General features: G+C 50.8%; 25 protein-coding genes and 1 riboswitch. Of the genes, 6 read left to right on the plus strand and 19 right to left on the minus strand.

Annotation, left to right across the window (positions count from 1 at the left end; genetic code table 11):
- Positions 1-13: 13 nt before the first annotated feature.
- The 6 genes from CFI03_RS29430 to chvE all read right to left on the minus strand — a co-directional run bounded on the left by CFI03_RS29430 (position 14) and on the right by chvE (position 8179).
- A complete protein-coding gene (locus CFI03_RS29430) occupies positions 14-1207 on the minus strand; it encodes a response regulator transcription factor (RefSeq protein WP_116394446.1) in 1194 nt (397 codons plus the stop codon).
- A complete protein-coding gene (locus CFI03_RS29435; RefSeq protein ID WP_116394447.1) occupies positions 1173-3065 on the minus strand; it encodes a cache domain-containing sensor histidine kinase in 1893 nt (630 codons plus the stop codon). Before CFI03_RS29435 ends, CFI03_RS29430 begins: the two co-directional genes overlap by 35 nt.
- A gap of 22 nt (positions 3066-3087) precedes the next feature.
- Positions 3088-4101, minus strand: coding sequence for a substrate-binding domain-containing protein (locus tag CFI03_RS29440; protein WP_116394448.1), 1014 nt, complete (start codon positions 4099-4101; stop codon positions 3088-3090).
- A 103-nt stretch (positions 4102-4204) separates the two neighbouring features.
- Complete coding sequence (gene mmsB / locus CFI03_RS29445) at positions 4205-5368, minus strand: multiple monosaccharide ABC transporter permease (protein WP_116394449.1); 1164 nt, start codon at positions 5366-5368, stop codon at positions 4205-4207.
- A gap of 6 nt (positions 5369-5374) precedes the next feature.
- Positions 5375-6904 carry a multiple monosaccharide ABC transporter ATP-binding protein gene (mmsA, locus tag CFI03_RS29450; protein ID WP_116394450.1) on the minus strand — a complete coding sequence of 510 codons (1530 nt, stop codon included), beginning with the start codon at positions 6902-6904 and terminating at the stop codon, positions 5375-5377.
- 108 nt (positions 6905-7012) lie between these two features.
- Entirely contained in the window at positions 7013-8179 is a 1167-nt protein-coding gene (gene chvE, locus CFI03_RS29455; RefSeq protein WP_116394451.1) for a multiple monosaccharide ABC transporter substrate-binding protein, read from the minus strand.
- 259 nt (positions 8180-8438) lie between these two features.
- Here chvE and CFI03_RS29460 point away from each other — a divergent pair, with 259 nt between their 5' ends.
- A complete protein-coding gene (locus CFI03_RS29460; protein ID WP_116394452.1) occupies positions 8439-8840 on the plus strand; it encodes a VOC family protein in 402 nt (133 codons plus the stop codon).
- 418 nt (positions 8841-9258) lie between these two features.
- On the opposite strand, the gene CFI03_RS29465 is transcribed toward CFI03_RS29460, so the two are convergent.
- Positions 9259-10098, minus strand: a complete 840-nt coding sequence (locus CFI03_RS29465) for a helix-turn-helix transcriptional regulator (protein ID WP_116394453.1) — start codon at positions 10096-10098, stop codon at positions 9259-9261.
- A 125-nt stretch (positions 10099-10223) separates the two neighbouring features.
- On the opposite strand from CFI03_RS29465, the gene CFI03_RS29470 reads away from it, so the two are divergent.
- Together CFI03_RS29470 and CFI03_RS29475 are read left to right on the plus strand one after the other, a co-directional pair.
- Positions 10224-11267, plus strand: a complete 1044-nt coding sequence (locus CFI03_RS29470; RefSeq protein ID WP_116394454.1) for a Gfo/Idh/MocA family protein — start codon at positions 10224-10226, stop codon at positions 11265-11267.
- Positions 11268-11366: 99 nt separating this feature from the next.
- The gene (locus tag CFI03_RS29475) at positions 11367-12305 is read left to right on the plus strand and encodes an aldo/keto reductase (RefSeq protein ID WP_116394455.1); all 939 of its coding nucleotides are present in this window, start codon (positions 11367-11369) and stop codon (positions 12303-12305) included.
- A 64-nt stretch (positions 12306-12369) separates the two neighbouring features.
- Here the strand turns inward: CFI03_RS29475 and CFI03_RS29480 are convergent, their stop codons facing one another.
- The 7 genes from CFI03_RS29480 to CFI03_RS29510 form a co-directional block, all read right to left on the minus strand.
- Positions 12370-12777, minus strand: coding sequence for a GNAT family N-acetyltransferase (locus tag CFI03_RS29480; RefSeq protein ID WP_116394456.1), 408 nt, complete (start codon positions 12775-12777; stop codon positions 12370-12372).
- Positions 12778-12790: 13 nt separating this feature from the next.
- Entirely contained in the window at positions 12791-13267 is a 477-nt protein-coding gene (locus CFI03_RS29485) for a GNAT family N-acetyltransferase (protein WP_116394457.1), read from the minus strand.
- A 135-nt stretch (positions 13268-13402) separates the two neighbouring features.
- Positions 13403-14533: a glycoside hydrolase family 88 protein gene (locus CFI03_RS29490; protein ID WP_116394458.1), complete on the minus strand. Its 1131-nt coding sequence runs from the start codon at positions 14531-14533 to the stop codon at positions 13403-13405.
- A gap of 44 nt (positions 14534-14577) precedes the next feature.
- Entirely contained in the window at positions 14578-15990 is a 1413-nt protein-coding gene (locus tag CFI03_RS29495; protein ID WP_116394459.1) for a sulfatase family protein, read from the minus strand.
- Positions 15991-15997: 7 nt separating this feature from the next.
- Positions 15998-16876, minus strand: a complete 879-nt coding sequence (locus CFI03_RS29500) for a carbohydrate ABC transporter permease (protein WP_205411940.1) — start codon at positions 16874-16876, stop codon at positions 15998-16000.
- Positions 16877-16911: 35 nt separating this feature from the next.
- Positions 16912-17796 carry a carbohydrate ABC transporter permease gene (locus tag CFI03_RS29505; RefSeq protein ID WP_116394460.1) on the minus strand — a complete coding sequence of 295 codons (885 nt, stop codon included), beginning with the start codon at positions 17794-17796 and terminating at the stop codon, positions 16912-16914.
- 72 nt (positions 17797-17868) lie between these two features.
- The gene (locus CFI03_RS29510; RefSeq protein ID WP_248762612.1) at positions 17869-19188 is read right to left on the minus strand and encodes an ABC transporter substrate-binding protein; all 1320 of its coding nucleotides are present in this window, start codon (positions 19186-19188) and stop codon (positions 17869-17871) included.
- Positions 19189-19317: 129 nt separating this feature from the next.
- On the opposite strand from CFI03_RS29510, the gene CFI03_RS29515 reads away from it, so the two are divergent.
- Positions 19318-20793, plus strand: a complete 1476-nt coding sequence (locus CFI03_RS29515) for a sensor histidine kinase (RefSeq protein ID WP_162862794.1) — start codon at positions 19318-19320, stop codon at positions 20791-20793.
- Between the two features lie 33 nt (positions 20794-20826).
- Positions 20827-21513: a response regulator transcription factor gene (locus CFI03_RS29520; RefSeq protein WP_248762613.1), complete on the plus strand. Its 687-nt coding sequence runs from the start codon at positions 20827-20829 to the stop codon at positions 21511-21513.
- A 47-nt stretch (positions 21514-21560) separates the two neighbouring features.
- Here CFI03_RS29520 and CFI03_RS29525 read toward each other — a convergent pair whose 3' ends face one another.
- The 5 genes from CFI03_RS29525 to CFI03_RS29545 form a co-directional block, all read right to left on the minus strand.
- Positions 21561-22523 carry a phosphotransferase family protein gene (locus CFI03_RS29525; RefSeq protein WP_116394463.1) on the minus strand — a complete coding sequence of 321 codons (963 nt, stop codon included), beginning with the start codon at positions 22521-22523 and terminating at the stop codon, positions 21561-21563.
- A gap of 39 nt (positions 22524-22562) precedes the next feature.
- Complete coding sequence (locus CFI03_RS29530) at positions 22563-23465, minus strand: aldo/keto reductase (protein WP_116394464.1); 903 nt, start codon at positions 23463-23465, stop codon at positions 22563-22565.
- A 27-nt stretch (positions 23466-23492) separates the two neighbouring features.
- Positions 23493-24050, minus strand: coding sequence for a DUF2812 domain-containing protein (locus tag CFI03_RS29535; RefSeq protein ID WP_116394465.1), 558 nt, complete (start codon positions 24048-24050; stop codon positions 23493-23495).
- A 5-nt stretch (positions 24051-24055) separates the two neighbouring features.
- Positions 24056-24385 (minus strand): PadR family transcriptional regulator, encoded by a 330-nt coding sequence (locus tag CFI03_RS29540; protein ID WP_116394466.1) that lies wholly within the window; start codon positions 24383-24385, stop codon positions 24056-24058.
- 191 nt (positions 24386-24576) lie between these two features.
- The gene (locus tag CFI03_RS29545; RefSeq protein WP_116394467.1) at positions 24577-25176 is read right to left on the minus strand and encodes a DJ-1/PfpI family protein; all 600 of its coding nucleotides are present in this window, start codon (positions 25174-25176) and stop codon (positions 24577-24579) included.
- A 52-nt stretch (positions 25177-25228) separates the two neighbouring features.
- A riboswitch (ZMP/ZTP riboswitch) is annotated at positions 25229-25308 on the minus strand.
- A 134-nt stretch (positions 25309-25442) separates the two neighbouring features.
- Here CFI03_RS29545 and CFI03_RS29550 point away from each other — a divergent pair.
- On the plus strand, positions 25443-26156 hold the full coding sequence (locus tag CFI03_RS29550; RefSeq protein WP_116394468.1) for a glycoside hydrolase family 25 protein: 714 nt from the start codon (positions 25443-25445) through the stop codon (positions 26154-26156).
- Positions 26157-26194 lie beyond the last annotated feature (38 nt).

A 26194-nucleotide genomic window follows, 5' to 3' on the forward strand; every position in this document is an offset into this window, starting at 1 on the left:
TCCAAAAAGCCAGCTAATTCCGTTTCCGATACTGATTCGGGGGCAGCCCCGTCGTTTTCTTGAATGCCGTACTGAAATAATGCTGAGACTCATAACCCGTCTTCTCGGCAATTTCATGTATGGCCAGGTCCGTCTCGTTCAGCAGCCGAATCGCTTCCTTCATCCGGGCGGTTGTCAGCATGCTTATAAAAGAAGTCCCCATCTCTTGCTTGAAAATACGGCTCAGATAAACGGCCGACACGTTCAACTCGCCCGCAATTCCCTCAAGGGACAAGTCCCGGTTCTCATAGCGGTCCGCAATAATCTCCTTCGTCCGCCGGACAAAGGGACTTAGCTTTGTCTCCCGGTTAACGGAAGCCCGTGCCTCCGCGTAAAGCGAGGGTACATCCCCCGATGAGCCTTCCTGGTAGCTGGCCACAATCTCAATCTTCAAATAGCCCGCCACATCCGCTTCAATCTGCTTAAAGACCGCCTCCTGCGGCTTGCCCCAGATCAGAACAACAATTAATCCTACTTTATCCCGGAAGTGAGCGGAAGTAAACGGCTCAAGATGCTCTTCCATAATATTTTCGATAGCAAACAAGAGAAGCTGACGGTCCTTCTCCGAGAAAAACGCCTTGCCCTTCGACTGCTCCGGCCACCGGATGACGCCTACATAGTCCGGTTCCTCGCCCGGCATCCGAAGGAATGAAAGCTGCTCGCGAATCTCCGCTTCCCCCAGCTCTCCCTTGATCCATTCGAGGCAAAATCTTTCCCTGAGCAGCGCGAGGTTTTTATCGATCTGCTTGGAAGCCATCTGCAGAAGCTCTTCGTTAACGGTGGTTTCCTCCAGCTTCTGAACGACTCTCGCCAGCACTTCTCCCAGCATATCGGGATTCACTGGCTTCAATATATAATCGTCCACCTCCAGCTTGATCGCTTCGTAAGCATAATTAAATTCATCATGGCCGGTAATAATGACGATCTTGCATTTGGGAAGCTGCTCCCGAAGGTGGCTGATCAAGGTGAGGCCGTTCATAATGGGCATGCTCAGATCGACGAGCAGAATATTCGCCTGCTTTTCCACGGCGAGCTCCAGCGCTTCCTCCCCGTCCTCGGCTTCCCCAACGACCTCCAGCTGCAGATCCTCCCATGGTATAGAGCTGCGGATTCCTTCCCGGATAATGGACTCATCATCCGCGATTAACACCTTCCATGTGCGTATCATGCGTACCCTGCCCCTTCCGATGAATAATAGGATGCTTAATGATTACCGTCGTTCCTGCCTTCTCTTTGCTCTCAATCGCAATGCCGTAGGTCTCGCCAAAGCTTAAGCGGATCCGCTCCTGCACGTTCCGGAGACCGTAGCTGGCCGCTTGCCCCTGCGGACGGCCGGGCGACGCTGCAACTACGGTTGTCCTCTGCGCCGCATTAGCCTCATGAACCGAAGGAACGGCCTGAAGCACCGCCCGCAGAGCTTCAAGTCTGGCTTCCGTCATTCCCGCTCCGTCATCTTGAATAACCAATTCCAATATCTCTTCCCTAATAATGGCGCGGATCGTTATCATCCCCGGCCCGCGGCGTTCCTTAATGCCGTGATAGATCGCGTTCTCTACAAGCGGCTGAAGAATAAGCTTCAGCACGAACAAGTTGTCGCTGCTTCCGTCTACTTCGATGTTATAGTTCAGCTTATCTTTATAACGGGTTTGCTGGATTTTCAAATAGCTACGGATATGCTCGAGCTCGTCGGTGAGCGGAATCATCTCCTGGCCTTTGCTTAGCCCGATGCGGAACAGCTTGGACAAAGCCTCCACCATCTCCGTCGCTTCCTTCGCTCCGTCCTTGCGGGCCAGCCACTGGATCGTATCCAGCGTATTGTACAGAAAATGCGGCTGAATATGGGCCTGCAGGCTGCGAAGCTCCGCCTCCCGCTTAAGGCGTTGCTCCGCCCATACTTGCGAGATCAGCCGGGTCATCTGCGACAGCATCTTGTTAAAGCTGCGGCCGAGCAGGCCAATCTCATCCTCCCGCTCCTCCGGAATGCGAATGCTCATATTGCCCTCCTCAACCTTGCGCATGAAGGAGGCCAGCTGCGAGATCGGCCGGGAGATTGAATGGGACAGGTAATACGAGGCGGCAATGCCAAGCATGCACACGATAAACACGAAGGTAACGAGGTAGAGGTTAATGTCCTTAATCTCCTGCACGCTGTCCTGAACGGCAAAGACCCCAACGGTCGTCCAATTCGTGAAGGAGGATTTCTGATAAATAAACTGCAGCTTCTGGCCCCCTACCGTTTGAGCGAACATGCCGGATAACTGCTGGCCGGGCAAGGCAACACCCAGACTTCCGACTTTGGAGTTTTTGGGTGCGTAGATGCTTTCGCCCTTATCGTCGATCACCATCAAGTAGCCGGATTTTCCAAGCCGCACATCCCGAACCGTCTCCGCGATGACCCTCAGCTTAAGATCAATAAGGACAACGCCTAACGTCTTCTGCGTATCCGGATCCTGAATGGCGCGGACAACCGAGACAACCTCGCTGTCCTTGTAATTGGAATGGGTCGTCACGTTCCGGTTGGCCGGATGGCCGATAATTTTGAAAATCCCTTTCGCCTCAACAGCCTCTTGATACCAGGACTCCTTCGCCAGACTGTCTCCCGTCCGGGCATACATCTCGTTGCTGAAATAATCGCCGTTAGGCCGTACGATGATAATTCCCGCCACCTCGGAGTAAAGCGAGGTAAAGCCCTGCAGAAATTTGGACATGCGGTATTCCTCATGATCATCGTTAATGGCTTTTTTCCCTTCGCTCAGGAAAGCCTGAATTTCCGGATTCATCGATATAAAATAGGAGATATTCTGAATATTGCCCGCGTAATAATCCAGCGACTTATTCACATTGTCGATAAGCTGCATCGTATGGCCGTTGACCTGTTTCTCAACAATGCCGTTAACGATCCACCCCATTAATAACCCAATAACAAGGGAAGGCAAAATACTGATCAGCAGGAAGTGAAGAATAAGCTTGTATCGAATAGACCAGTTGTTCAGCTGGAAGCTCTTCCGGAGCTGTTTGAATACCATGATTAGCGCTCCTCTTTACCCGTTACTTGGCATAAAACTGGTCAACGTCACCAGGGGTCACTACCGTAATGCCCGTATCGATGTTCGTCGGCAGCGGCGGAATGCTGGAATCCCCGTTATTGGACATCGGATTTACGATATGATTGCGGAGATGGAACAGCTGCATAAGCGACCAATACCCCATATTCCACGTCCCCTGCGCCAGAGTTGCCGAGATCGTGCCGCTCTTAACCATATCAAGCGTCCCTTTATCCGTGTCAAAGCTGATGATCTTGACCTGATCCAGCTTGTTTAACCGCAGAATGGCATTGCCCGCGCCAACCCCTCCGTTTGCCTCCGTTACGAAAATGCCGCTCAGATCCGGGAACTTGCCAAGCAGATCGCGCACCTTCTGCTCCGATATCATCTGATCGCCTTTGCCGTCGGCAATCCCAACCAGCTGAAGATCGGGAAATTCCTTCTCCAGCGTCTCCTCGAAGCCCCTTGTTCTCTCTTGATGGTTCAACTGATTAGGCAGCGTAATGACGCCAACCTTGCCGGTTCCGCCCGTCAGCTCGGCCATCTTTCGGGCTGCCGTCACCCCGGCGTTATAATTATTGGTGCCGATGTAGGAATACGCTTTGCTGTTTGGCGCATCCGCGTCGAACATGACAACGGGAATGCCCGCTTCCACCGCTTTATTAATCGCGGGGTTCAAAGCTTCGGAATCGATGGCGCTTACGGCTATTCCCGCGGGACTGCGCGCGATAACCTGCTCGAGCACCATCATTTCCTCCTGCACGTCGTATTGCGTGGAGCCCCGGTATTCCACCGATACGCCAAGCGCTTCCGCCGCGTCCTCGAAGCCTTTCAGCCCGTTTTTCCAATAGTCGATACCGGCCAGAAAATTCACCATCACGTACTTCTCGTCCAGCGTACCGTGCAGCCCTTCGGGCTCATCCAGCAGTCCGCTGTTGTCTTCCTTGACGAATACCATATACAAATAGGCCATCAGCGTCCCAATCAGCACGATATAGACGAGCAACAGCTTCTTCACCCGGATCCCCCCCCAATATGCAAAAAACCGCTTTCATTAACATAGCAGTTAAGCGCGTCTAGACACAAGAAGTGTTTAGACGCGCTAAGAGACGGCTCTGTTACTAAGCAGATTTGTTTTTGTTATAGAGATCGAAAGCGACCGCGAGCAGCAGCACCAGACCCTTGATGCCTTGCTGATAATCGATGCCCAGACCCACCAGCGACATCCCGTTATTCATGACGCCCATAACGAGACCGCCAACGATCGCCCCGATGACCGTACCTACTCCGCCCGTTGCCGAAGCCCCGCCGATAAAGACGGCCGCGATGGCATCCAGCTCGAAGTTCACCCCAGCCTTCGGAGTAGCCGCGTTTAGCCTTGCCGCAAACACAAGACCCGCAAGGGCGGCTAGCACGCCCATATTGACGAAGACCCAGAAGGTCATCTTTTTCGTCTTCACCCCGGACAGTCTTGCCGCCTTCTCATTGCCTCCAAGCGCATAGATATGACGGCCCATCACCGTTTTGCGCATGACGAAGGTGTATAGGGCAATCAGAATAAACAGCATGATCAGAATGTTAGGAAGACCTTTGTAGGAAGCGAGCACATACGTGAACAGGTTCGTAATAATCACGACGGCCGCCAGCTTGATCAGGAAGAAAGGAATCGGCAGCAGCTCAAGCTTGTATCTTTTCTGAACCAGACGCCCGCGCCACTCCATAAAGATGTACAGCACCGACAGCACGATTCCGATCAACACCGTGAGCAAATGAATGTCCCAGCCCCCCGGTATGTCAGGCAGGAATCCGGTACTTATCGAGCGGAAGCCCTGCGGGAACGGAGCAACCGACTTGCCGTCCAGTACCAGCATTGTGAGGCCGCGGAATAACAGCATTCCCGCCAGCGTGACGATAAAGGACGGAATCCGTACGTAAGCAACCCAGAAGCCCTGCCAAGCGCCAACGATAGCGCCGAACACAAGCGACAGCACCATCGCCACCGGGAAGGACATCCCGTGTTTGACCATCATAATGGCCGATACCGCGCCAACAAAGGCCGCAACGGAGCCGACGGAAAGATCGATATGGCCGGTGATGATAACGAGCAGCATGCCGATGGCCAGAATAAGAATATAACTGTTCTGCAAAATCAGGTTCGTAATATTAAGCGGCTTCAGCAGAATGCCGTCGGATAGAAACTGAAAGAGCAGCATGATTAGAATAAGTGCAATAAACATGCCGTACTGCCGGATGTTGCTGCGTAATAATTTCAGCGCGGTTTCCATGCTGTCCTACCTCCTGCTTTTCGTCATATACTTCATAAGCGTTTCCTGGCTGGCTTCGGCTCTTGGCACTTCCCCGGTAAAACGTCCTTCGTTCATGACATAGATCCGGTCGCACATCCCGAGCAGCTCCGGCAGCTCCGAGGAGATCATCAGAATGCCTTTCCCTTGCTCCGCCAGCTGATTTATAATGGTGTAAATCTCGTATTTCGCCCCTACGTCGATGCCCCGGGTTGGTTCATCGAGAATAAGGAGGTCCGGACCGGTAAAAATCCACTTGCTCAGCACAACCTTCTGCTGGTTTCCTCCGCTCAGGTTGCCGGTTTTCTGATGGACGCTTGGCGTCTTGATGTTCAGCTTCTTGCGGAAGCCTTCCGCCTCGGTTATCTCTTTGTAATCGTCCACCACAAACCATTTGGAAATGCCCCATAGGTTGGCAAGCGTTGTATTGCGTTTGATATCGTCCATCAGGACAAGCCCGTATTCCTTGCGGTCCTCAGTTACGTAAGCAATGCCCTCGTCAATCGCTTTGCTGATGTCGGGCAGCCGGATTTCCCGGCCTTCCTTGAACAGCTGGCCGCTGATTTTTTTCCCGTAGGACTGACCGAAAATACTCATCGCAAGCTCCGTGCGTCCTGCCCCCATCAGCCCCGCAATGCCAACAATCTCGCCGCGGTTAATATGGAAGCTGACTTCGTCGATCACTTTGCGTTCCGCTTGCTGCGGATGATAGACGTTCCAGTCTTTGACCTCGAACAGGACATCGCCGATGTGCGGCACCCGCTCCGGATAACGATGCGTCAGATCGCGCCCAACCATCCCTTTAATAATCCGGTCCTCGGTAATTTGATCTTCGCGAACCCGCAGCGTCTCGATCGTCTGGCCGTCGCGCAGAATCGTAATGGAGTCGGCTACCTTCATAATTTCGTTCAGCTTGTGAGAGATAATAATGGACGTCAGCCCCTGCTCCTTGAACGCCAGCATCAGATTCAGCAGATTCTCGCTGTCCTCTTCGTTTAGCGCTGCGGTTGGTTCGTCCAGGATAAGCAGCTTTACTTCCTTCGATAATGCCTTCGCAATCTCGACAAGCTGCTGCTTGCCTACCCCCATCGTTCCTGCAAGCGTGTTCGGGGATTCGGACAAGCCCACCGTTTTGAGCAGCTCGCGCGTCTTCACAACCGTCTCGTTCCAGTTAATAATGCCGCGGCTTGCCTGCTCGTTGCCTAAGAAAATATTTTCAGCCACGGACAGCTGCGGAATAAGAGCAAGCTCTTGGTGTATGATGACGATGCCAAGCTGCTCGCTGCTTCCGATATCTTTAAATTCGCAGGCTTTGCCCTTGAATAAAATGTCGCCTTCATAGGATCCAAACGGATATACGCCGGAGAGCACCTTCATCAGCGTCGACTTGCCCGCGCCGTTCTCTCCCATAAGCGCGTGTATTTCGCCTTCTTTTACCTTTAAGTTAACGTTCTCCAGCGCCTTTACGCCCGGAAAGGTTTTGGTGATTCCCCGCATTTCGAGTAGGATATCAGTCAAAGCTATCACCACGCCTTCAGTTGGATAAGGAATACGGAAAATGATTTAGCAACGGCTTTGAGGCCGTCGCTAAATCATTTGGCTGCCGCAATGCTTCATTCAATACGATTATTTCAGTTCGTCCTCGGTGTAGTAGCCCGAATCGACCAGTACTTGCTTGTAGTTCGTGCTGTCTACCGATACCGGCTCCAGCAGGAAGGAAGGTACTACCTTCACGCCGTTGTTGTACGTTTTCGTATCGTTCACTTGCGCCTCTTTGCCTTCGATTACCGCTTGAGCCATGCTGACCGCTACCTTCGCAAGCTCACGGGTATCTTTAAAGATCGTGGAGGTTTGTTCGCCGGCAATGATGGATTTCACCGAAGCAACCTCGGCGTCCTGGCCCGTAATGATTGGCATTGGCTTATCCGCCGTGCCGTAGCCCACCCCTTTCAGGGAAGAGATAATGCCGATGCTGATACCGTCATATGGCGACAATACAGCGTTTACCGTGTCGGTTGCGTAATTCGCGCTCAGCAGGTTATCCATCCGGGATTGCGCGGTTGCGCCATCCCAGCGGAGAGTTGCGACCTGTTCCATTTTCGTCTGGCCGCTCTTCACGACCAGCTTGCCGCTGTCGATGTAAGGCTGCAGAACCGACATCGCGCCGTCGAAGAAGAAGTACGCATTGTTATCGTCCGGGGAACCGGCGAACAGCTCGATGTTAAAGGGCCCTTTGCCGTCCTTCAGGCCAAGCTTATCTTCGAGGTAGGAGGCTTGCAGCACGCCTACTTTGAAGTTATCGAAGGTCGCGTAGTAGCTGACATGCTCGGTATTTTTGATCAGGCGGTCATAAGCGATCACTTGAATGTTCTGGTCGGCCGCTTTTTGCAGCACGTCCGTCAGGGACTCGCCGTCGATTGCCGCAATAACAAGCACCTTAACGCCCTTCGTGATCATGTTCTCGATTTGGGAAACCTGGTTCTCGATTACATCCTCCGCATACTGAAGGTCTATCGTGTAACCAAGCGCTTCGAATTCCTTCTTCATGTTGGCGCCGTCGCCGACCCAGCGCTCCGACGATTTCGTCGGCATGGAGATGCCGATTTTGCCTTTTTCGGTGGAGGCACCCGTGTTGGTGCTTTCCGCGCTGTTTCCGGCCGATGCGTTATTTGTAGCTTTCTCGCCGCCATTGTTGCTGCTGTTGCCGCCTTTGTTACTGCTGCCGTTCGCGCCGCAAGCGGCAAGCACCACGATTAATGCGGTTAACATCAGGATCGATAACACTTTTTTCATTTCTGTCTATCCCCTCTCGATTTGTGAGATGAATGAGCCGATAGACAAATCATACAAGCGGAAGCTTTTTAAATCTTTTCACTTCGTTAACTCGTTTTTATAAAAAAACAAACAAAAAAAGACTTAAGCAGATAAATGGTTAATCTGCTTAAGTCTCTATTTATTTTCTTGACTCTCCCCAGCCGAAAGATTCGCTTCCGTTCCCAAATTTAGAGTATAGTAGGACTAGTTGAAAAATATATTCCAGGAGGCTAGAGCCATGTCACAGGAGATTTGGATTAACCTGCCGGTCAAGGATGTTCAGAAATCAACTGCCTTTTTTAATCAGATCGGTTTTCAGGCAACTAACGTAGGCAACGAGAGGGCCAAGCTTTCGATCGGCCAGACTACGTTCCTGCTCTTCCCCGATGCGGCCCTTGAGAAATTCTCCGGCGCGAAAGTTGCCGATACCTCCCAATATGCAGAGGTCTTGTTCTCGCTTGGCGCTAACAGCAGAGAAGAAGTTGACGAATTTATTCAAAAAGTAGAGTTTGCCGGCGGCACCATCTTCGGCAAGCCAAGCGAATCGGACGGCTGGATGTACGGCGCAGGCTTTGCCGACCTGGACGGCCACCGTTGGAATCTGCTGTACATGGATGAGAGCAAAATGCCGAAAGGCTAGGGCACACCCAAAATCCGACGTAGGATGGGGCAGCTCCTTCTTCTGCGTTATGGCTGAAACTCCATTAACCTAGCACCAGTGAGGCAAGTTCATTATTTAATGAGCTTCTTCGCGTTCTTATCGAATGCTATCGCTACTTATAAAGCGATAGTGAGGCTGGCCTCATTATCTATGCGGGTAGAGGTACGAATAAGGCGGAAAAACTCACTCTGCCCGCTTTAGCACCCTATTGCGTGCGTAGTCAATAACGGAGAAAAGCCTCATAAATAATGAGTTTTCCCGCTGATTTAAGTGATAAGATACAAAATCAGGGGCCATCCCATTTATGGGACAGCCCCTTCGTTACAGTCCAATCCAGCCCTGGTTCCTCAAGTCCATAACCGACTGTTGATGCGGCTACTTTCGTTCTCTAATTAAGTTAAACCCCGTACAATCTTCGGTATGCCGTTGGCGTCATCCCTTCATGCTCCATAAACCGCTTGTTGAAATAGCTGACGCTCGGATAACCAGCCTCCTCCGCAATCTGGCCGATGTTATCGTCCTTCCGCTCGAGCAGCCATTGCTTTGCCGCCTGCAAGCGGCAGCGGGTAATAAAATCCATGGGCGTCATACGCGTGGCGTTCCGGAACAGCTTGCAGAAGTAATAAGGCGACACGCCCACCCGCTCTGCCCACTCCTCCAGGATAAAAGGCTTCACCGCATCCTGCTGCATAAGCGGAAGCAGCTCCATAATCCGCTCGCTTGAAGTCCCCGTCTTGTTCCCTTGCAGGGCAGACGCGTGCTCAACAAAAACCGTCAACAGCATGTAGGTAAGCATAGATAACTGGGCTGGCCGCAGCATCCGGTGAGTCTCCGCTTCGCATAACAGCTCTTCATGCGCCTGCTCCCAAATCTGGGGCTGCCTGAGCTTCCATAGCGGACTTTTATGAAAGCCCTGCTCAATCAGATAATCCCGAAGGCCTGTACCCCCGTAGAAATGAATCCATCGCACGTCCCACGGCTCATCTTGACTGCTGTAATAGCGCTGCTTCTGCAGCGGAAAATACAGCACGGCTTCCCCTGCCCGAAGTTCATGAACAACGCCGTCAATCTCCGCGTAGCCTTTGCCGGAAACACAATAATGGATGTTGAAATTGTTCAAAGCGCCCGCCTCCCGGTAAACGCTATGCTCGTGGTCAAACCGATAATGGCCAACCGATTCAGGCATGCAAAAATACGGCATATTCGGAAGCGTAAGCAGATGGCTTTGGCGTTTCATATCAGGCACCTCATTATGACAATATTGTTCTAATGGTATACAAAATAATATCATTTTAATTTTAATTATCTTCTCCTATAATCGCAATATAGTCATAAATCATTCTAACGAAGCGAGGGTGAAGCATGAGCAAAAAGCTTAGATGGGGCATTCTGGGATGCGCTAATATTGCAAAAAACGCGGTAATTCCGGGCCTTCATTTATCCGATTCGAACGAAGTGGCCGCGATCGCGAGCCGCGACGGAGAGAAAGCCAGACAAACGGCTGAAGAGTTGAACATTCCTACTGCCTATGACAGCTACGAGGCGCTTCTTGCCGACAGCTCGATTGACGTTATTTATATCCCGCTGCCGAACCATCTCCATAAGGAATGGGCCATCCGCGCAGCCGAAGCAGGCAAGCATATTTTGTGCGAGAAGCCTCTCGCTCTGAACGCACATGAAGCGGCAGAGATGGCCGAAGCAGCCGACAAAGCAGGCGTTCTTCTGTCCGAGGCGTTTATGTATCGCTATCATCCGCGCTATCAGCAGATTAAAGAGCTGATCGCTTCCGGTGCAATCGGTCAGATTCGGGGAATCCGAAGCGCGTTTACTTTCAACAACCCGAACGACTCCAAGAATGTCCGCTTCCGCAAGGCTTGGGGCGGCGGCTCCATCTATGACGTAGGCTGTTACCCGATTAACGTTGCGCGTCTGCTCTTGGATAAAGAACCGGAAGCGGTTACGGTTAACGCCCTCTTCTCGCCGGAGCATGACGATGTCGATATGATGGCCTCCGGCCTGATTGAATTTGACGACAACGTATCGCTTACCTTCGACTGCGGCATGTGGGCGGCATTCCGCAATCCGCTGGAGATTCTCGGAACCGACGGTATTATCGAAGTTCCGTCCGCGTTTGTTACGCCAACGGCGGAAAGCAGCCATATCTACCTGAACGCAAACGGTGAGCGCCGCCAGATTGAGGTACCGTACGTGAATTCGTATACGGCGCAAGCGGATTCCATTGCGCGTTCCATTACAAACGGTACTCCTCTGGAATTCCCGACATCCGATGCCATCCGCAATATGAAGGTTATTGATGCTTGCCTGTTATCTGCCCGTGAACATGCGAGAGTCCAATTGAGAAAACCTCTATCGAGGCCTCTCGAAGATGAGCGACCGCGTTTATAGGTAGGTTTTATCGCCAAATCGAATTTCAGTTTTCAACGGTTATCAAAACTTATAAATTCTATTGTGGTAAAATAATGATCTCTGAGGAGGCTGCTAACTATGGAATTCTTAAAGCTGCAAGGATTGGACAAACCGGTATCCCGCTTGATGAAAGGGACGGACTATTTCTACCACGACTCTTATGAAAAAGCCGCTGCCAACATGGACGCCTACTTCGCCATTGGCGGCAACTGTTTTGACTCCGCTCATATTTACTGCGGCGGACAAAGCGAGGAAGTGATCGGCCGTTACCTGAAGGAGCGAGGCAACCGAGATCAATGGGTGATCTTGACCAAAGGCGCCCATCATGACCATAACGGCCCGCGCGTCAGCCGCGAAGCGATCCGCAGCGACCTGATGACGAGCCTTGAGCGCCTCCAAGTCGATACGATCGACATGTACGGTCTTCACCGCGATGATCCCAACGTCCCTGCAGGCGAAGTAATTGAGATTCTGAATGAGCATATCAAATCCGGCGCGGTGCAAACGATTGGCGTATCCAACTGGACTTGGCAGCGCATTCAAGAGGCGAATGACTACGCAGCGGCAAAAGAACTTGTTGGCTTCTCGTTCAGCAGCCCTAACCTCAGCCTTGCGAAAGCCAACGAACCGTTCTGGTCCGGCTGCGTGTCCGTCGACGACGAGACTCTTGCCTGGCATGAAGCCAACCAACTTCCGCTGTTCTCCTGGTCCTCGCAGGCTCGCGGCTTCTTTACCGGCCGTTTCACGCCGGAGGATCGCAGCAATGCCGATCTGGTCCGCGTCTTCTACAGCGACGACAACTGGGAGCGCTATGAGCGCGCGAAGCAGCTGGCCGAGCAAAAGAACGTCACGCAAATCCAGATCGCGCTCGCTTACGTGCTTAACCAAGCCTTCCCGACCTGCGCCCTCATCGGTGCCCAATCGCTCGAGGAGCTCCGCTCCTGCGACGAAGGCTCGCGCATCAAGCTGACACGCGAAGAGATGGCATGGCTGGATCTGAGCTCGGATAAGAAATAAATAATCGTAAATAAAGACCGCTCCTGCTTGCAGGAGCGGTCTTTTTTACAAGCTAAATTAATGGCTAGGACCCCGGCCTCCTGACCATAAACCGCTCCGCATTACGCCTAAAGCCGAACTGCTCATATAGTCCATGGGCATCCAGCGTACCGAGCAGCCCCGACAGTCCTTCGTATTGCTGCACGATCCACCCTACAAGCTCCTTGCCTAAACCATGCCCCCGATGCTCTTCATCTATATAAACATCGGCCAGATAATAGACGGTAGCCCAATCCGTTATGACCCTGGCAAAGCCTACTTGCCTATCTTCATAATAAATACCGTAGCACGTGGAGTTCTGAATCGACTTCTCGATTGTTTCCTTTGTCCGCTGATTCGCCCAATAACTCTTCGCCAGAAAGGCTTGTATCGTATCCAGCTCAAGCAGGGACTTGTCGTCGCTAAACCGGTACTTGTTATATAGATGCTCCATGTTCAATGGCCTCCTAAATGAAACTCTTTGTAAAAGTAACTCGGTCATATCCTTCTGCAAAAAAGTCCTTCTCTTCATTAACCAAGTTAAATCCGATGCTGCTGTAAAAATCGATCGTCCCCCGATTTCCCGGATGGCCAAGCGTATACAAAATCACCTGCTTCTCTCCGAGTTCTCTCAGTCTATCGCAGATTTCGCTAAGCAGCGCCCGGCCAACGCCTTTACGTGCCGCACTCTGCTTAACAACAACGCCAACAATCTCGTAATGACCAACCTCGTCATTAAAAATAAAACCCGTGTGCCCAAAAACTTCACCCTTATCCTCCGCAATAAAATAATCGCTTCTGCTGCTAGAAGGAGATGAGGCGAAATAGTCCGCCCACCTTACGGGATATCTAGCAATAACGAAAGGCGGAAATTGCAGGGGATATTCTTCAAAAAGAGAAATAACAACATCTTGATCGTTCTGTTGGAGTTGGCGGATAAGCAATCGAGTTCCTCCTTCTGGCGGTGATATCATTACCCCCATTTTACAATTAAATCTCTGTGCCCACACTCGTATCTTCTAAAGTCACGCAAAAAAGCTGACGGTGGCCTTTGACCATCATCAGCTAATTTAAACGCATTATTTGTTATCCCGCTCATACCAATAACCCGGTATGCCGCGTTCCAATCGCATTAACGCTTCCAAGTAATAATAATCTCCCCAGATCATATAGTCATCCAGACCATTATTTCCCCGGACATGATAAGAGCCATGCTTCAGCAAGCCCTCCGCCTCTTCGCCAATCGTAGCATAATTGCTCACGAGGGAGCGCATCGTTTGATCCAGCCCCTGCTTGATCCAGCCGCGGTCGGCATCATCTTCAGGCAGCAGCTCCAGCAGCTCCAGCATCCCGCAGGCCGTTATGGCCGATGCCGAGCTGTCGCGGCTTGTATCGGCCGTAATCGGCGCATTGAAATCCCAGTAGGCGACATGATCTTCAGGCAAATGCTCAAGAAAGTAGCTCAATAACCGTTTTGCCGTCGTGAGGAATGCAGCATCCCTGGTATACCGGTAAGAAAGCGCGAATCCGTATATGCCCCATGCCTGACCGCGCGTCCAGGTTGAACCATCCGTATACCCTTGATGGGTGCCGCCGCAAAGCGGCTCGCCGGTTTCTCTATTGAAATAAAAGGTATGGTAGGAGGAATCGTCGCCGCGCACCAGATATCTTCTGGAAAGCTCGGCCTGCTTACGGGCAACCTCCGCATACCGCGGCTTTCCCGTCACTTCCGAAGCCCAATATAACAAAGGCAGGTTCATTAAGCAGTCGATAATGATCCGGCCGCCGTTAAGCTCGTCGTTTTCCGGTCCCCATGCTTGCAAGAAGCCGCCTTGCTCACGCCATCGGCCGAGTAAATGATCGGCCGCCTTAAGCGAAAGCGCTTGATAGCTGCCGTCCCTCTCTACAAACCATCCGGCAAGTACCGATAATCCAAACAAAAATCCGATATCGTGATGCTCGATGCTTATTTTCGCATCCAATCGCTTCTTAAAGTCGGCAATCTGCCGCTTAGCCTGCTCTTTGAAAAAGACATCCCGGCTATATTCATAACTTAGCCAGGTCAGCCCGGTATGAAATCCTTCAATCCAATCTGCATTCCCGGACCATTCATAGCGCTTTTCGTTCGTAATATGCGGAAAAGCTCCTTCATGCATTTCCAAATTCCGCCGAACCTTGCCGACTGCATCTTCAATCGCTTCACGCCACATTGCCGTATCCTCCCTGCCCTTTTATGGCTAATTGGTCATGGCCCTTATACCAGTTCAAACGGATCCTGCGTGACGTCTAACCAGCCTTGCAGCTCCTCTTCCAACGCCAACAGCAGCCCCGTCTGCGGCCGCTCCTTCATCCTAACGGGATGAAGCTGGTACGGGTCCTTCTCTAGGTCATACCAGATGCGCTGCACTTCGACGCCCGGCGTGTACCCTTTATGAACGACATACGTGTACTTCCTTGTTCGAATGCCCCGCCAGCCATATTTCCGGTTGTCCAGCCCCAGAGTGGCGTAGCTCTCGATAGCCTCTTTTCTCCCCGGGAAAGCGCAAAGAAACACCGATGAAATATCGGTATGGCTGGTTCCGAGAATATCGCCCGATAGATTCAGCCCCTGGGCAGAGGCAGGAACGGGAATTCCGGCTAGCCCAAGCAGCGTAGGCATGATATCGACGCTATTAAAAAGCACATCCGTGCTGCCCTGCTTGATCGTGCCTCTCCAGCTCATCAAACAAGGGATGCCAATGGATTCTTCATGCCACGAATGCTTCGCCATCAAGCCATGCGAGCCCATGAGCTCCCCGTGATCGGAAGAAAGCACGATTAACGTGTTCTCCGATAGCCCCAGCTCCTGCACCTCCCGCCAGATGCGGCCAAATTGCTCGTCCATTCCGGTTATCGCCGCGAAATAATCCCGCGTATACCGGAGCAATGCGTCCATTCCGCTCTCAAACGGCTCTCCCGTATGGGCGGCGAGCTGATCCGGACTAATATTCGGCCGTAATTGCAGCTCCCTTCCTTTGTAAAGGTCCTTGTAACGCTCGGGTACAAGCTCAAAAGGACTATGCGGCGGATTCCAAGAGATGAACAAGGCAAACGGGCCCTTGTCGATCCCGCGCCCTTTTGTCCGGATAAAGTCCAGCGCCACATCCGTCTCATGCTCAAGCGACCACTGATCCACTTGGATCATCTCCGGCGTATCCTTCCAATAATGCGGCTTCAAGTGATGATCGTACGCGCCGTAGGAATACCAGAAATCAAAGCCGTGCCGCTTCGGCCCCGGCGGAGTATAGGCATCCCACTCCCGAGCACCGGATTCCGGCTCCGGGCATTCGTTCTGCTCGGGCAGATCCAAATGCCATTTGCCGATATATCCGGTCTGATACCCCGCTTCCTTCAAAACATCGCCGATACAGATCTCATCCGGGCTCAGCATGACATCCGCCCCGTTCTTGCAGTTCGTATACACGCCATTGGTTTGCGGATACCTGCCTGTCATAAGCGCTGCGCGGTGAGGGGAGCAAAGCGGCGTACAAGAAAGCGCATGGTTGAACACCAGACTCTCCTGTGCGAACCGGTCGATATTCGGCGTAAACACCTGATCTTCGCCCATAAACCCGGCAGCCTGCTTGCGCCATTGATCTGCAAATATATAAATGATGTTTGGCTTCATCTGATGTTCACCCTTTAACCGCGCCGGCGGAAATGCCCTCTACAAAGTGGTCCTGGGCCAAAAAGTAAATAACTATAGTCGGTATAATCGCGCACACCGCGGCCGCCATTAACGGCCCATACTCCGTCGCATGCTCGGTTTGAAAATGCTGCATACCGAGCTGGAGGGTAAACAGGCTGTCCGAATTCAAGTAGATTAACGGACCCAGAAAGTCGTTCCAGGAATGCATAAAGGTAAAGATAGTCAAGCTGGCAATCGCCGGACGAATAAGCGGCAGGATAATACGCGCATACACCCCAAATTCGCTTAGTCCATCGATTCTGGCCGCCTCCGAGAGTTCTTCCGGAATGGACATAAAAAACTGTCTGAACAGAAAGACGCCAAACGGGCTAAAAGCTCCGAGCAGAATGAGCGACCAGTGCGAATCCATCAGTCCGATTTTCTTGATTAACACAAATTGGGGAATCATCATGACCTGATAAGGCACCATCATCGTTGCTACATATAAGAAGAACAGCTTATCGCGTTCCGGAAACTTCACTTTGGCAAAGGCATACGCAGCCGTCGAGCATGTTATGATCTGCAGCAACGTGGTTAGCACGGCGATTTTTATCGTGTTGAGGTAATAGGTGAAAAACGGAAGCTCTGTCCATACCTTGCTGTAATTCGACCAGAAAAAACGGCTTGGAATCCACTGAATCGGGAAACTGAATATTTCCGATTCCGATTTCACTGAAGCGGACAGCATCCACAGGAAAGGAACGACCATCGACAGGGCTACGGCCGTGACAACGGCGTACAGCGCTGTTTTTCTAAACCATTGTCCAAATTGCTGACGCCTTGCTATTGTGATCATTGTCTGACTTGCTTCTACTCGCGTACTCATTGCTTGCTTCTCCCCTCTCTAACCCGCTATATCCGTCAGGAATAATTCACCCATCGTTTTTGCCCTCTAAATTGAATCAGTGTAATAACGAGGATGATCGCAAATAGGACATAGGCCATGGCAGAGGCATAGCCGTATTCGTAACGTTTGAAGGCCGTATCGTAAATATCGTATACAAGCATATGCGTTGAGCGGCCCGGTCCTCCCTTGGTCAAAACATAAACCAGGTCGAATACCTTGAACGAATTGATAATGCCCATAATAACCGTGAAGAAAATAACCGGGGACAGCATCGGCAGGGTAATATTGCGGAACTGGGATACCTTGCCCGCGCCGTCAATTTCCGCCGCTTCATAGAGATCCTTCGGAATTCCTTGCAGGCCTGCCAAATACAAGACCATGTAATAACCAATGGAATGCCAGATACTGACGATAATGACGGATAGGAGCGCCCATTGCGTTGACGCAAGCCAGGCGGGAGGATTAGCAATGCCTAGGCTTCTCAGTAATCCGTTTATCGGTCCCATGGTCGGGTTATAGAGCAGCTGCCATACGACGGCTACGGCAATGGTTGCTGTAATGTGAGGCAGGAAAATGGCCGTTCTAAACAGCTTAACGCCTTTTATCCCTCTGTTAAGGGCAACTGCGGCCAAGATGGCGAGAATCAGCGTAGCAGGTACGGAGACCGCCGTCATAACCAAGCTGTTAATCAAGGAAATCCGGAACGTGTCATCGCTCCAGAGGCGCGTGTAATTTGAAAATCCGGTAAATTTGATTTCGCCGAATCCGTTCCATTCGGTAAAGCTTATCAGGAAGGAAGCGCAGACCGGAAAGCAGATAAAGATTAAGAACCCCAGAATGTTGGGAAGTAAAAACGTATACCCTGTCAAACGATTACGCCTTAACGATTTACTCGACATTTCCTCACCTCATCTGAAGCAGCCGGGCTCTGCTCTTCAAGCAAAGCCCGCCTTCTCTGTTCTGTGCATTCCTTATTTTCCGGATTTGTAATCGTCGGCGTATTTATCAGCCCATTCGGAGGTTATGCGCTGACCAATCTTGTCGATGGCCTGTTCGGCCGATTGAGCACCCGTTAAGGCCAGCTCCCCTTCTTGCAAGTACACGCCTTGCACAAGAATGTTTTTGACGCCCGGCAGCAGCGGATATTCCGGATATTCCTTTTGCTCGACGAAGTAGTGAATGTTTTTGGGCTTCAAGCTGCCATCGCCAATATAGATCTTGCGAATATCGTCATTCATGTAGCCGGTGAGGAAGCCTTTAGCCGCAAACTGCTCTGCGCCTTTCGCGCCGCTCATGAATTGAACCACTTTAAAGGCCTCTTCTTTATGCTTGGAATCTTTATTTACCATCAGAGATACCGGAGTAGCTAAGCTTGTATTGGCAGCTACGCCATCCGGATGCGGGATAGGCACAACATCCCAATCGAAGTCTATCTTTTTCTCCGCCTCGGCTTGTCTAAGCTGAGCGACATGCCAGTCCCCGATCAGGTTCATCGCGACATTGCCTTTCTGGAAGGCGGAGTTGTAATGAGCCGAGGTCGAAATTTGCTCCGCCCAGCCCATAATGGAGCCGTCCTTTTCCAGATCCATCCGGAATTGCAGCCCTTCCTTAAACGGCGTTAGATCCTTGTCGATAATGGAAGCGCCGGTCTGAACGCCCTGCATATACCAGGTTTGCGCCCAAGGCTGCAGGAACGCGCCGTAAATTTTATTCGCCCCTTCGCCTTTGGTCATTTGTTTGGCCAGCTCGCGGAATTCGCTCCAGGTCATGTCGTCTTTCGGATAGGCTACGCCCGCCTGATCGAATAGCGTTTTGTTGTAGTACAGCATCCAGTTGGATTTCCGGTAGGGAAGTCCGTATACTTTGCCGTTTACTTTCAAGGAGTCGTATAGCGGACCATAACCGGAGACGTCGACGTTATCTTGCTTGATATAGTCATCGAGCGGCTCCAGAATGCCCGTGTCCAGGAAAACGTCCATGTTGCCGCCGAACAAATCGATATTGTCCCCGGAGGAGAGCTGCATGCGAAGCTTTTCGTAATATTGCGCTTGCGGTATAGTCGCGAATTCGACTTGAATATTAGGATTTTCCTTGCTGAACTCCGCGTAAGCGGCCTTGAACGTTTCCAAATCATCCTGAAGGACCGTGGCCTTCAAGTGAACGACCTCCGTCTTATCCTGCGAAGATGAAGCCTTGCTGTTATTGTCTGCAGTCTGCCCGTTAGAACCGCAGCCGGCCAGCAACCCCATCAATAATGAGCCCGTTACGGCAAGCTTTAAACTTTTCCTCATTGACACTCACCCTTTTTTTGATATGATTTGTGTGCGTTTTCTTAATTTGAATATTACGTAAATGCCGGGCTGGCCGATAGATGAATGTTTTATACCCCCACTTTGCACGAAGAGAAGGAAGTGACTTTTTTGCTGTTCATTACACTCTTGCTGCTCATCTTCACGATTTTGTTTACGTATAAAAAGCTAAATCACGCATCGACCCGCTTCATGTACGGAATTATTATCGGTTGGGTGCTTTCTTTCATCTCGTTCACCTTGTACCTTAGTAAATTCAATTATTACTTTAATGTCATTCATAGCTTCTTTGACTTCAGTCCCGGAACCTGGAACTATCTTGTATTAACCCAATTCAATCCGAACTGGCTTATCCGTATTCTGAATATCGGCGTCGGACTCTTCTACTGCTCATTGCTAGGCTTCGCCATAGCCTTTACGCATAGCCTTGGCCCGAAGAGTCAGAGAATCGGCTACGCGAGCATCCTATTCTATTTTGCGATTCAAACCGTCTACTTTGATCCTTCCATTCAAATCTCTTTAAGTAATGAAATTCATCATCCGCTAGTGTTTAACTTGATAGAAACCGTCTTGAAAGGCCTTCGCTACCTCATACTTTTTGTTGCGTTTGGCTTGCTGCTCAATTATTATTTGAATTATCCGAAAATTAGGTTCATTAAAAATTTGACCTTATATCATGTCCTGCTCTTTATTCCGCTTGTCGTCATCCATCTGTTTCTTTTCTCATGGGCCCCGAAAGTACTGGTGAGAGCCACCTATTTGAAAGGGTATTACAACTATTTGCAGCCGCCGTTAAGCTATCAATCCATTCTTCTTCCGGTGTTTCCGTATGCGATTTATTTGATTCTATTCTTAATGATCTATCTGGTCTATAAGTTTCATTCGATAGAGAATTACCGCAAAAATCGCGATATCCAAATTAACAAAAGCATTGATACGGCCACTCTCGGTACGCGAGCTTTTACCCATGCCCTGAAGAATCACTTGATCGGCATTCAATCTGAAGCGGCTTATCTAAAAAAGCGCCATCAGGCTGATCACGAATCCTCCTATAGCCTTGATTTGATCCTTGAATCTTCTCATGCAGCGTTAAACAGCATCAACGACGCCGCTGAAAAGTTGAAAAATATAAACTTGAATCTGCAGCCGATGTCTATCGACCTGCCGGTACAACAAGCGGTTGCCCGGCTATCCGAGCTGAATGTCCGCTGCAAGGTGCAGACTTCGCCAAGTTTGTCGCCAGCCATTTGCTATATAGATTCGAACCATTTGAGCGAAGCCATTTATAATCTGCTTCTTAATGCCAGCGAATCCTTGCAATTCCGGGAGGACGGTCATATCGCTATCGAAAGCAGCCAGCAGAACGGCTGGGCGCTTATCCGGATTTCAGATAACGGTCCCGGCATCGCGGACGAGCATTTAGAGACGATCTTTGATCCTTTCTTCACCACGAAAGCTTCGGTAAACAACTGGGGAATCGGCTTGTCCTATTGCCATAAAATTATCCTGGGACATGACGGCAAAATTGTAGTAGACAGCAAAAAAGAGGCGGGAACAACCTTTACGGTGTTCTTGCCGATCATTTAGATAGAGACGCAGATGAAAGGGGATTTTTGTACCATGACACAACAAACCATCCGTATTCTCATCGCCGATGACATGGAAGCCCATCTTCGAAGGCTGGAAAGAACATTCGCAGGGCATGATGAATTTATATGCGTGGCGCGTGCTTCCTCTGGACATGATGCGCTCCTCCAGGCCGGCCTGCACCAACCCGATGTCATTCTTATGGATATCGAGATGGAATCCCAATATGCGGGTATTCAAGCAGCAAAATTAATCAACGAGAAATACCCGCGCATGAAAATTATCGTCCTCACCGTTCACAAGGATGAGAATTTCATTTTTGCAGCTTTCCAAACCGGAATTACCGATTATTTATTGAAAAACGCAGCCGACATTGAAGTTCTGGACGCTGTCCGCGCAGCCTACATGAATGCCTCTCCCATCCGCCCGATGATTGCCGAGAAAATCCGCGAGGAATTTGCGCGCGTGAAACGAGCCGAGAACAGCCTGATCAATATTATTCAAATCATTTCCGATCTTACGCCAAGCGAGCTGCAGGTTCTAAGGCTGTTATGCGAGGGCAAGAAACGGAGGCAAATCGCGGAAGAACGCTGCGTCGAATACGAAACGATAAAGAAACAGATTAATTCCATTCTGCGAAAATTCCAAATGCCCGACTCGGCGATGGTCATTCAGACGATTAACGATCTTCGCATATTCGAGGTCATGAAGAAGCTCTAAAAAAAAAAGCTGATGGCGGCTCAATTACCGTCATCAGCTTTGCTATTTTACAAGGCTTGCAGCTGCTTATAGCCCTCTGCGAAATTCTCGTAAGCCCACTTGATATGATCCTTGCTTTCGTATTTGCGATAAGTGCATTCAATGGCCATGATGAGATCGAGATAGAAATCGTACAGCACGCGTCTTCTCTGCTCTGACTCGGTTAAGCCGTTAATGCCGTATCCCTCGCAGAACGCGCCTAAAGTACTCTTCGCGAAGCGGCCGAAATAAAATTCGCTGAGCGGGTCGCCCCAGAAGGCACGCTCGAAGTCGATCAGCCCGGAGATTCTGCCTTCATGGACAAACACGTTGCCATCCCACAAATCCCAATGAATAAGCGAAGCTTCTTTAACTACTCCCAACAGATCTCTGTAATGAAGCACTTCCTTCTCGATTTCCGCATAGGATACCGGCAGCTCGACGCCTGCATCCTTGCCGTCGGCCAGCACATCCGCCATCATGCCCTCAAACGCTTCCGACCAGTTATCCTTCCTGCGGCCCTCCGGTTGAAGCGACCCAAAGAAGCTGTTCTTATAGGCATTAATGGAACGGCTGTAGCCGCCAAGCTCGCGTGCGATGGCCTCCCGCTCCTCCAATGAGAGAGAGTCCCTTATTTTATTCATGGCAGTTCCTTCTACGTATTCCATGAAAAAATACTCCGCCGGGATGATCGAACAAGCAGCATCGTACGCATAAACGCGCGGAACAGGAAGTCCTGGCGTGTCCGCTACGAGGCGCATGGCTTCTACTTCCGTCCGCATCATGTTCTTCTCGTAACGCATGACCAGCTTATCCGCGGAAGGCGCAATCTTCAGGACGGTCTTCCGTCCATCTTCCAGCACAATCGAGTAAGCCATGTTCGCCCAGCCGTCCGTAAGCTCGCTTGCCGAAAAATAAGCCTGTCCAAAAGCCTCCCGTACGATCGTTTCGATCTCCTTGTCATTCAACCTGTACTTGTTCGCATTTTCCATTGCGCCTGACAACCTCCGGATCTTGGAATCGGGCTTGGCTTAGCGGTGAACCTTGTACACGCCCGCTTTGCTTAAGCGGCGAATAAGCTGTACTTCTTCTTCCGTTAATGGCGAAATATCCGCCGCGGAGATATTTTGCAGAAGCTGCTCGCGGGAGCTTGCACCCGGAATCGCCACGGCTACAGCAGGATGACTAAGGGAATAACGAATCGCCAGCTGCGACAGGCTCCGTCCTTCCGATGTCAGTTGCTCCAATTGCCTGCGAAGCTCAAGAAGCTCATCGAGTTCATAGTCCAGCACGCCTTTGGACGGCTGGCGGTTTGCCGCAAGCGCGCCGCTTGCAACAGGCCCACGCGCGATCAGGCTTAGCCCCTTTTCTTCCAGCAACGGGAGCACCGTTTCCTCTGCCCGCCGGTCCACGATGCTATACTGATTCATAACGCTAACGATGGAAGACCGCGAAGCATACTCCCGAATGACATTCGGACGGATCGAGGAAATGCCGTATTCCCGGATTACGCCCTCCCGCTTCAATTGCTCGAACGCTTCGATCGTCTCGTCAATCGGATCCTCGATCGTCCCGCCGTGCAGCTGGTACAGATCGATGTAGTCGGTTCCCAGCCGTCTAAGGCTGTCTTTCACGGCGGATAAAATATAGGCTTTCGACGGATCCCAAGCCCAGCCCTCCTGTCCGGCTATTCTCCGGTTGCCGACCTTGGTCGCCAGCACCACCCGCTCACGGCGTCCCCGGATGGCCTTGCCGACAAGCTCTTCGTTCCGGCCGCTGTCATACAGATCGGCTGTATCCAGCAGAGTAACTCCACGCTCCAAGGCTTCATGAACAAGGGAAATGGCCTTCTCTTCATCCGTACCCAGCGACATGCAGCCAAGTCCGATCTCCCCTACATATAATTCCGAACCGCCCAATTGATTTTTTCTCATAGCAGATTTGCTCCTCCGTTATCCAGATTAAAGTTTAAGCGCGTTTACTTTCTTCTGCATCCTCCAGCAGCCATATCCCAATACGCCGAACAAGAGCAGATATAGGACTGTCACCGGCAGGCCTATCGTCCAAAACCTGTCGCCGCTGAGGAAGTTTCGCAGATTAACCATATTGGCAAGCATGATAATCAAATTAACGAGCATCATAATGGCCATTACCCTTTGCATTCTTTTGTACAGTTGAATCAGCGAGTCCCGGTCCGTATAAAGCCGCGGTTCTTCCCCTGGCTGCCACTCCCTGCGAAAATAATGCCAGAGCGAGCCGTAAGAGCTGACATACTCCCAGCCTGCGTCCCGATACAAATCAATATACTCCTGAAACTTGCTGCTTCCAAGCCCTTGCCCCGTCTGATAATCCAGCCTGTACGTATACCGGACCGATTCATCCTTTGCGAAGAAGCTGCTTGCCATACTCGCTTTCTTGAAATGCAATCCGTCACGGGACATCTCGTTAATCCACTTCTCTTCTTTCTCAAAGTCCCAGCTCATCGTCAGCCGATTCCGCTTAATCAGCTTGTCGCTCATACGCCTCACCCTTTCTTCGTAATCAGAGCTTGCCGCCCTACGTTCAGAAGCTCTTCCAGTCTTGCGATCTCCGCTTCGACTACCAGCATGCCGTTCTCCGTAATGGCATACATTTTGCGGCGCGAGTCCGCTCCCTCCGGAACGGGATATTGCTCAATCAGCCCTTTGCCCAGCAAGGTATTAAGCGCCGTATATAAAGTGCCTGCACCAAGCTTTACGCGCCCGCCGCTCCTCTTCTCGGTATCCTGCATAATGCCGTATCCATGCGATGGCTCCGTATAGAGAACGATCAGGATATAATAAAACGCCTCGGTAAGCGGCAGCATCTCTTTCATGTCTTTTCATCCTTCCCACCACTCGAACTATATCGTCTGTCGATATATCTTATGCTTATATATTAAGTCTCGATATATCGACTGTCAATATAGTTTGTGGAAAATTTATCAAAACAAATCTCACAAAAAAAAGAACATGCCGTGAGTCTCGACATGCTCTGATAGGTTTCTTTCATCATTGCCAAAGTGCATCAGGAATGCTCTATTGGCACCCAATCGTATTCCATTAGTTTTGCGGTATGCAAGGCTCTCTCCTCGCCAAGAAGGCGGCTGATGACATAGAGGGACATGTCTATGCCGGCCGAAATGCCGGCAGACATTATTATTTTTCCGTTATCCACATATCTGGCGGTCTCGGATATTTCGGCGGATGCCGGTGCAACCTGCCTCAGCTCATCGGTTGCAAGACGATTCGTCGTCAGCTTCAGCCCTTCCAGCACTCCCGCCTTCGCAAGGAGCAGCGCGCCCGTGCAGACGGATAGCAGAAGCTCCGACTCGTCAGCGCATTTCCCGATCCAATCGGTCAGCACCTTGTTGTGCATTTCCTGACGGGAGCCCCAGCCGCCGGGGATAAGCACGATATCGGGCTTGGGACAGTCGTGAATGGTATAGGCCGAATTGACGCTCAGATTGCCTAAGGCCGTAACGGGACTGTTATTCTCCGCCACGGTGAACACATGGAAATCCTGCCCGCGATTGCTGCCCGTAATAAACACTTCAAACGGTCCCGTAAAGTCCAGCACTTCCACGTTGTCGTAGATCAGAATAGCTACATTTCTCCTCTTCTGCATCCGCTTCATCCTCCCCAATAAAAAAGAGCATCGCCTCTCTTCACGAGAAACGATACTCTGCCCAGGCGTACGGCTCATGACATATGTGCTCCCTCGTGGTTCTCCACGTTTACGCCAGTCACACATACCAGATATTTACTTTTATCATAAACCGGGCATATGCGCGGGGCAAGTTAAATTTCGCGGAAACAAATAAGGACATGCTGACGTCTATGTATGGGAATGTTCAAAGTAAAATTAAAGGCAGGAACAAAGGATAGGTGGCTATGAAGCTAAAAAGATGGCAGAAAAGCACCGCGTGTATACTGCTGCTCTTCGTGATCGCCGGTGTATTGGAATATAAGGGCATCATTTGGCATAACAACCTGTTCGCGTCTAAATACAAGGTTCGGGGAATCGACGTGTCCCACTATCAGGGCGAGATTGATTGGGGCAAGGTTGCCGGCAGCGGCAAATGGCGGTTCGTCTATATCAAGGCAACCGAAGGAAAGGATATGACGGATAAGGACTTCAAATCGAATTGGGAGCAAGCAAGAAGCCAAGGGATGAGGACCGGCGCTTATCATTTTTTCACGACGCAAAGCACCGGCGCCCAGCAGGCGGCGCATTTTATCGAAGAGGTACCCAATGAGTCCGCCAACCTCCCGCCTGTTATCGATATCGAGATTGCTCTTGATAAGGATGTCGCCCGCATACAGCGGGAACTGACCATCCTCTCCAGCGATCTGGAGGAGCATTATAAGCAGAAGCCTATCTTGTATGTCACTTACGATACCTTTAATACTTATATAGCAGGCAGCTTCAAGGATTACGAAATCTGGATCAGGGATATCGTCAAGCATCCGCGTTTACGAGGAGACCGCAGCTGGTTATTCTGGCAATACAACAACCGGGGTCATATCCCCGGCATCGATGCGTACGTCGATATTAATGTTTTTAACGGAGACTACGAGCAATTTAAAGCAAGGTTTGAGCGCTAAAAAATAGAAGCCGAAACTTCTTGGGAAGCATCGGCTGA

The sequence above is a fragment of the Paenibacillus sp. ATY16 genome, from assembly GCF_003399985.2.
GTDB classification, from domain to species: Bacteria; Bacillota; Bacilli; order Paenibacillales; family Paenibacillaceae; genus Pristimantibacillus; species Pristimantibacillus glycanilyticus.

Bases quoted from the DNA above. Each gene is read 5' to 3' on its own strand.
- CFI03_RS29430 (WP_116394446.1), bottom strand. From the start codon at position 1,207: ATGATACGCACATGGAAGGTGTTAATCGCGGATGATGAGTCCATTATC.
- CFI03_RS29435 (WP_116394447.1), bottom strand. From the start codon at position 3,065: ATGGTATTCAAACAGCTCCGGAAGAGCTTCCAGCTGAACAACTGGTCT.
- mmsB (WP_116394449.1), bottom strand. From the start codon at position 5,368: ATGGAAACCGCGCTGAAATTATTACGCAGCAACATCCGGCAGTACGGC.
- chvE (WP_116394451.1), bottom strand. From the start codon at position 8,179: ATGAAAAAAGTGTTATCGATCCTGATGTTAACCGCATTAATCGTGGTG.
- CFI03_RS29460 (WP_116394452.1), top strand. From the start codon at position 8,439: ATGTCACAGGAGATTTGGATTAACCTGCCGGTCAAGGATGTTCAGAAA.
- CFI03_RS29465 (WP_116394453.1), bottom strand. From the start codon at position 10,098: ATGAAACGCCAAAGCCATCTGCTTACGCTTCCGAATATGCCGTATTTT.
- CFI03_RS29470 (WP_116394454.1), top strand. From the start codon at position 10,224: ATGAGCAAAAAGCTTAGATGGGGCATTCTGGGATGCGCTAATATTGCA.
- CFI03_RS29475 (WP_116394455.1), top strand. From the start codon at position 11,367: ATGGAATTCTTAAAGCTGCAAGGATTGGACAAACCGGTATCCCGCTTG.
- CFI03_RS29480 (WP_116394456.1), bottom strand. From the start codon at position 12,777: ATGGAGCATCTATATAACAAGTACCGGTTTAGCGACGACAAGTCCCTG.
- CFI03_RS29490 (WP_116394458.1), bottom strand. From the start codon at position 14,533: ATGTGGCGTGAAGCGATTGAAGATGCAGTCGGCAAGGTTCGGCGGAAT.
- CFI03_RS29495 (WP_116394459.1), bottom strand. From the start codon at position 15,990: ATGAAGCCAAACATCATTTATATATTTGCAGATCAATGGCGCAAGCAG.
- CFI03_RS29500 (WP_205411940.1), bottom strand. From the start codon at position 16,876: ATGAGTACGCGAGTAGAAGCAAGTCAGACAATGATCACAATAGCAAGG.
- CFI03_RS29505 (WP_116394460.1), bottom strand. From the start codon at position 17,796: ATGTCGAGTAAATCGTTAAGGCGTAATCGTTTGACAGGGTATACGTTT.
- CFI03_RS29510 (WP_248762612.1), bottom strand. From the start codon at position 19,188: ATGAGGAAAAGTTTAAAGCTTGCCGTAACGGGCTCATTATTGATGGGG.
- CFI03_RS29520 (WP_248762613.1), top strand. From the start codon at position 20,827: ATGACACAACAAACCATCCGTATTCTCATCGCCGATGACATGGAAGCC.
- CFI03_RS29525 (WP_116394463.1), bottom strand. From the start codon at position 22,523: ATGGAAAATGCGAACAAGTACAGGTTGAATGACAAGGAGATCGAAACG.
- CFI03_RS29530 (WP_116394464.1), bottom strand. From the start codon at position 23,465: ATGAGAAAAAATCAATTGGGCGGTTCGGAATTATATGTAGGGGAGATC.
- CFI03_RS29535 (WP_116394465.1), bottom strand. From the start codon at position 24,050: ATGAGCGACAAGCTGATTAAGCGGAATCGGCTGACGATGAGCTGGGAC.
- CFI03_RS29540 (WP_116394466.1), bottom strand. From the start codon at position 24,385: ATGAAAGAGATGCTGCCGCTTACCGAGGCGTTTTATTATATCCTGATC.
- CFI03_RS29545 (WP_116394467.1), bottom strand. From the start codon at position 25,176: ATGCAGAAGAGGAGAAATGTAGCTATTCTGATCTACGACAACGTGGAA.
- CFI03_RS29550 (WP_116394468.1), top strand. From the start codon at position 25,443: ATGAAGCTAAAAAGATGGCAGAAAAGCACCGCGTGTATACTGCTGCTC.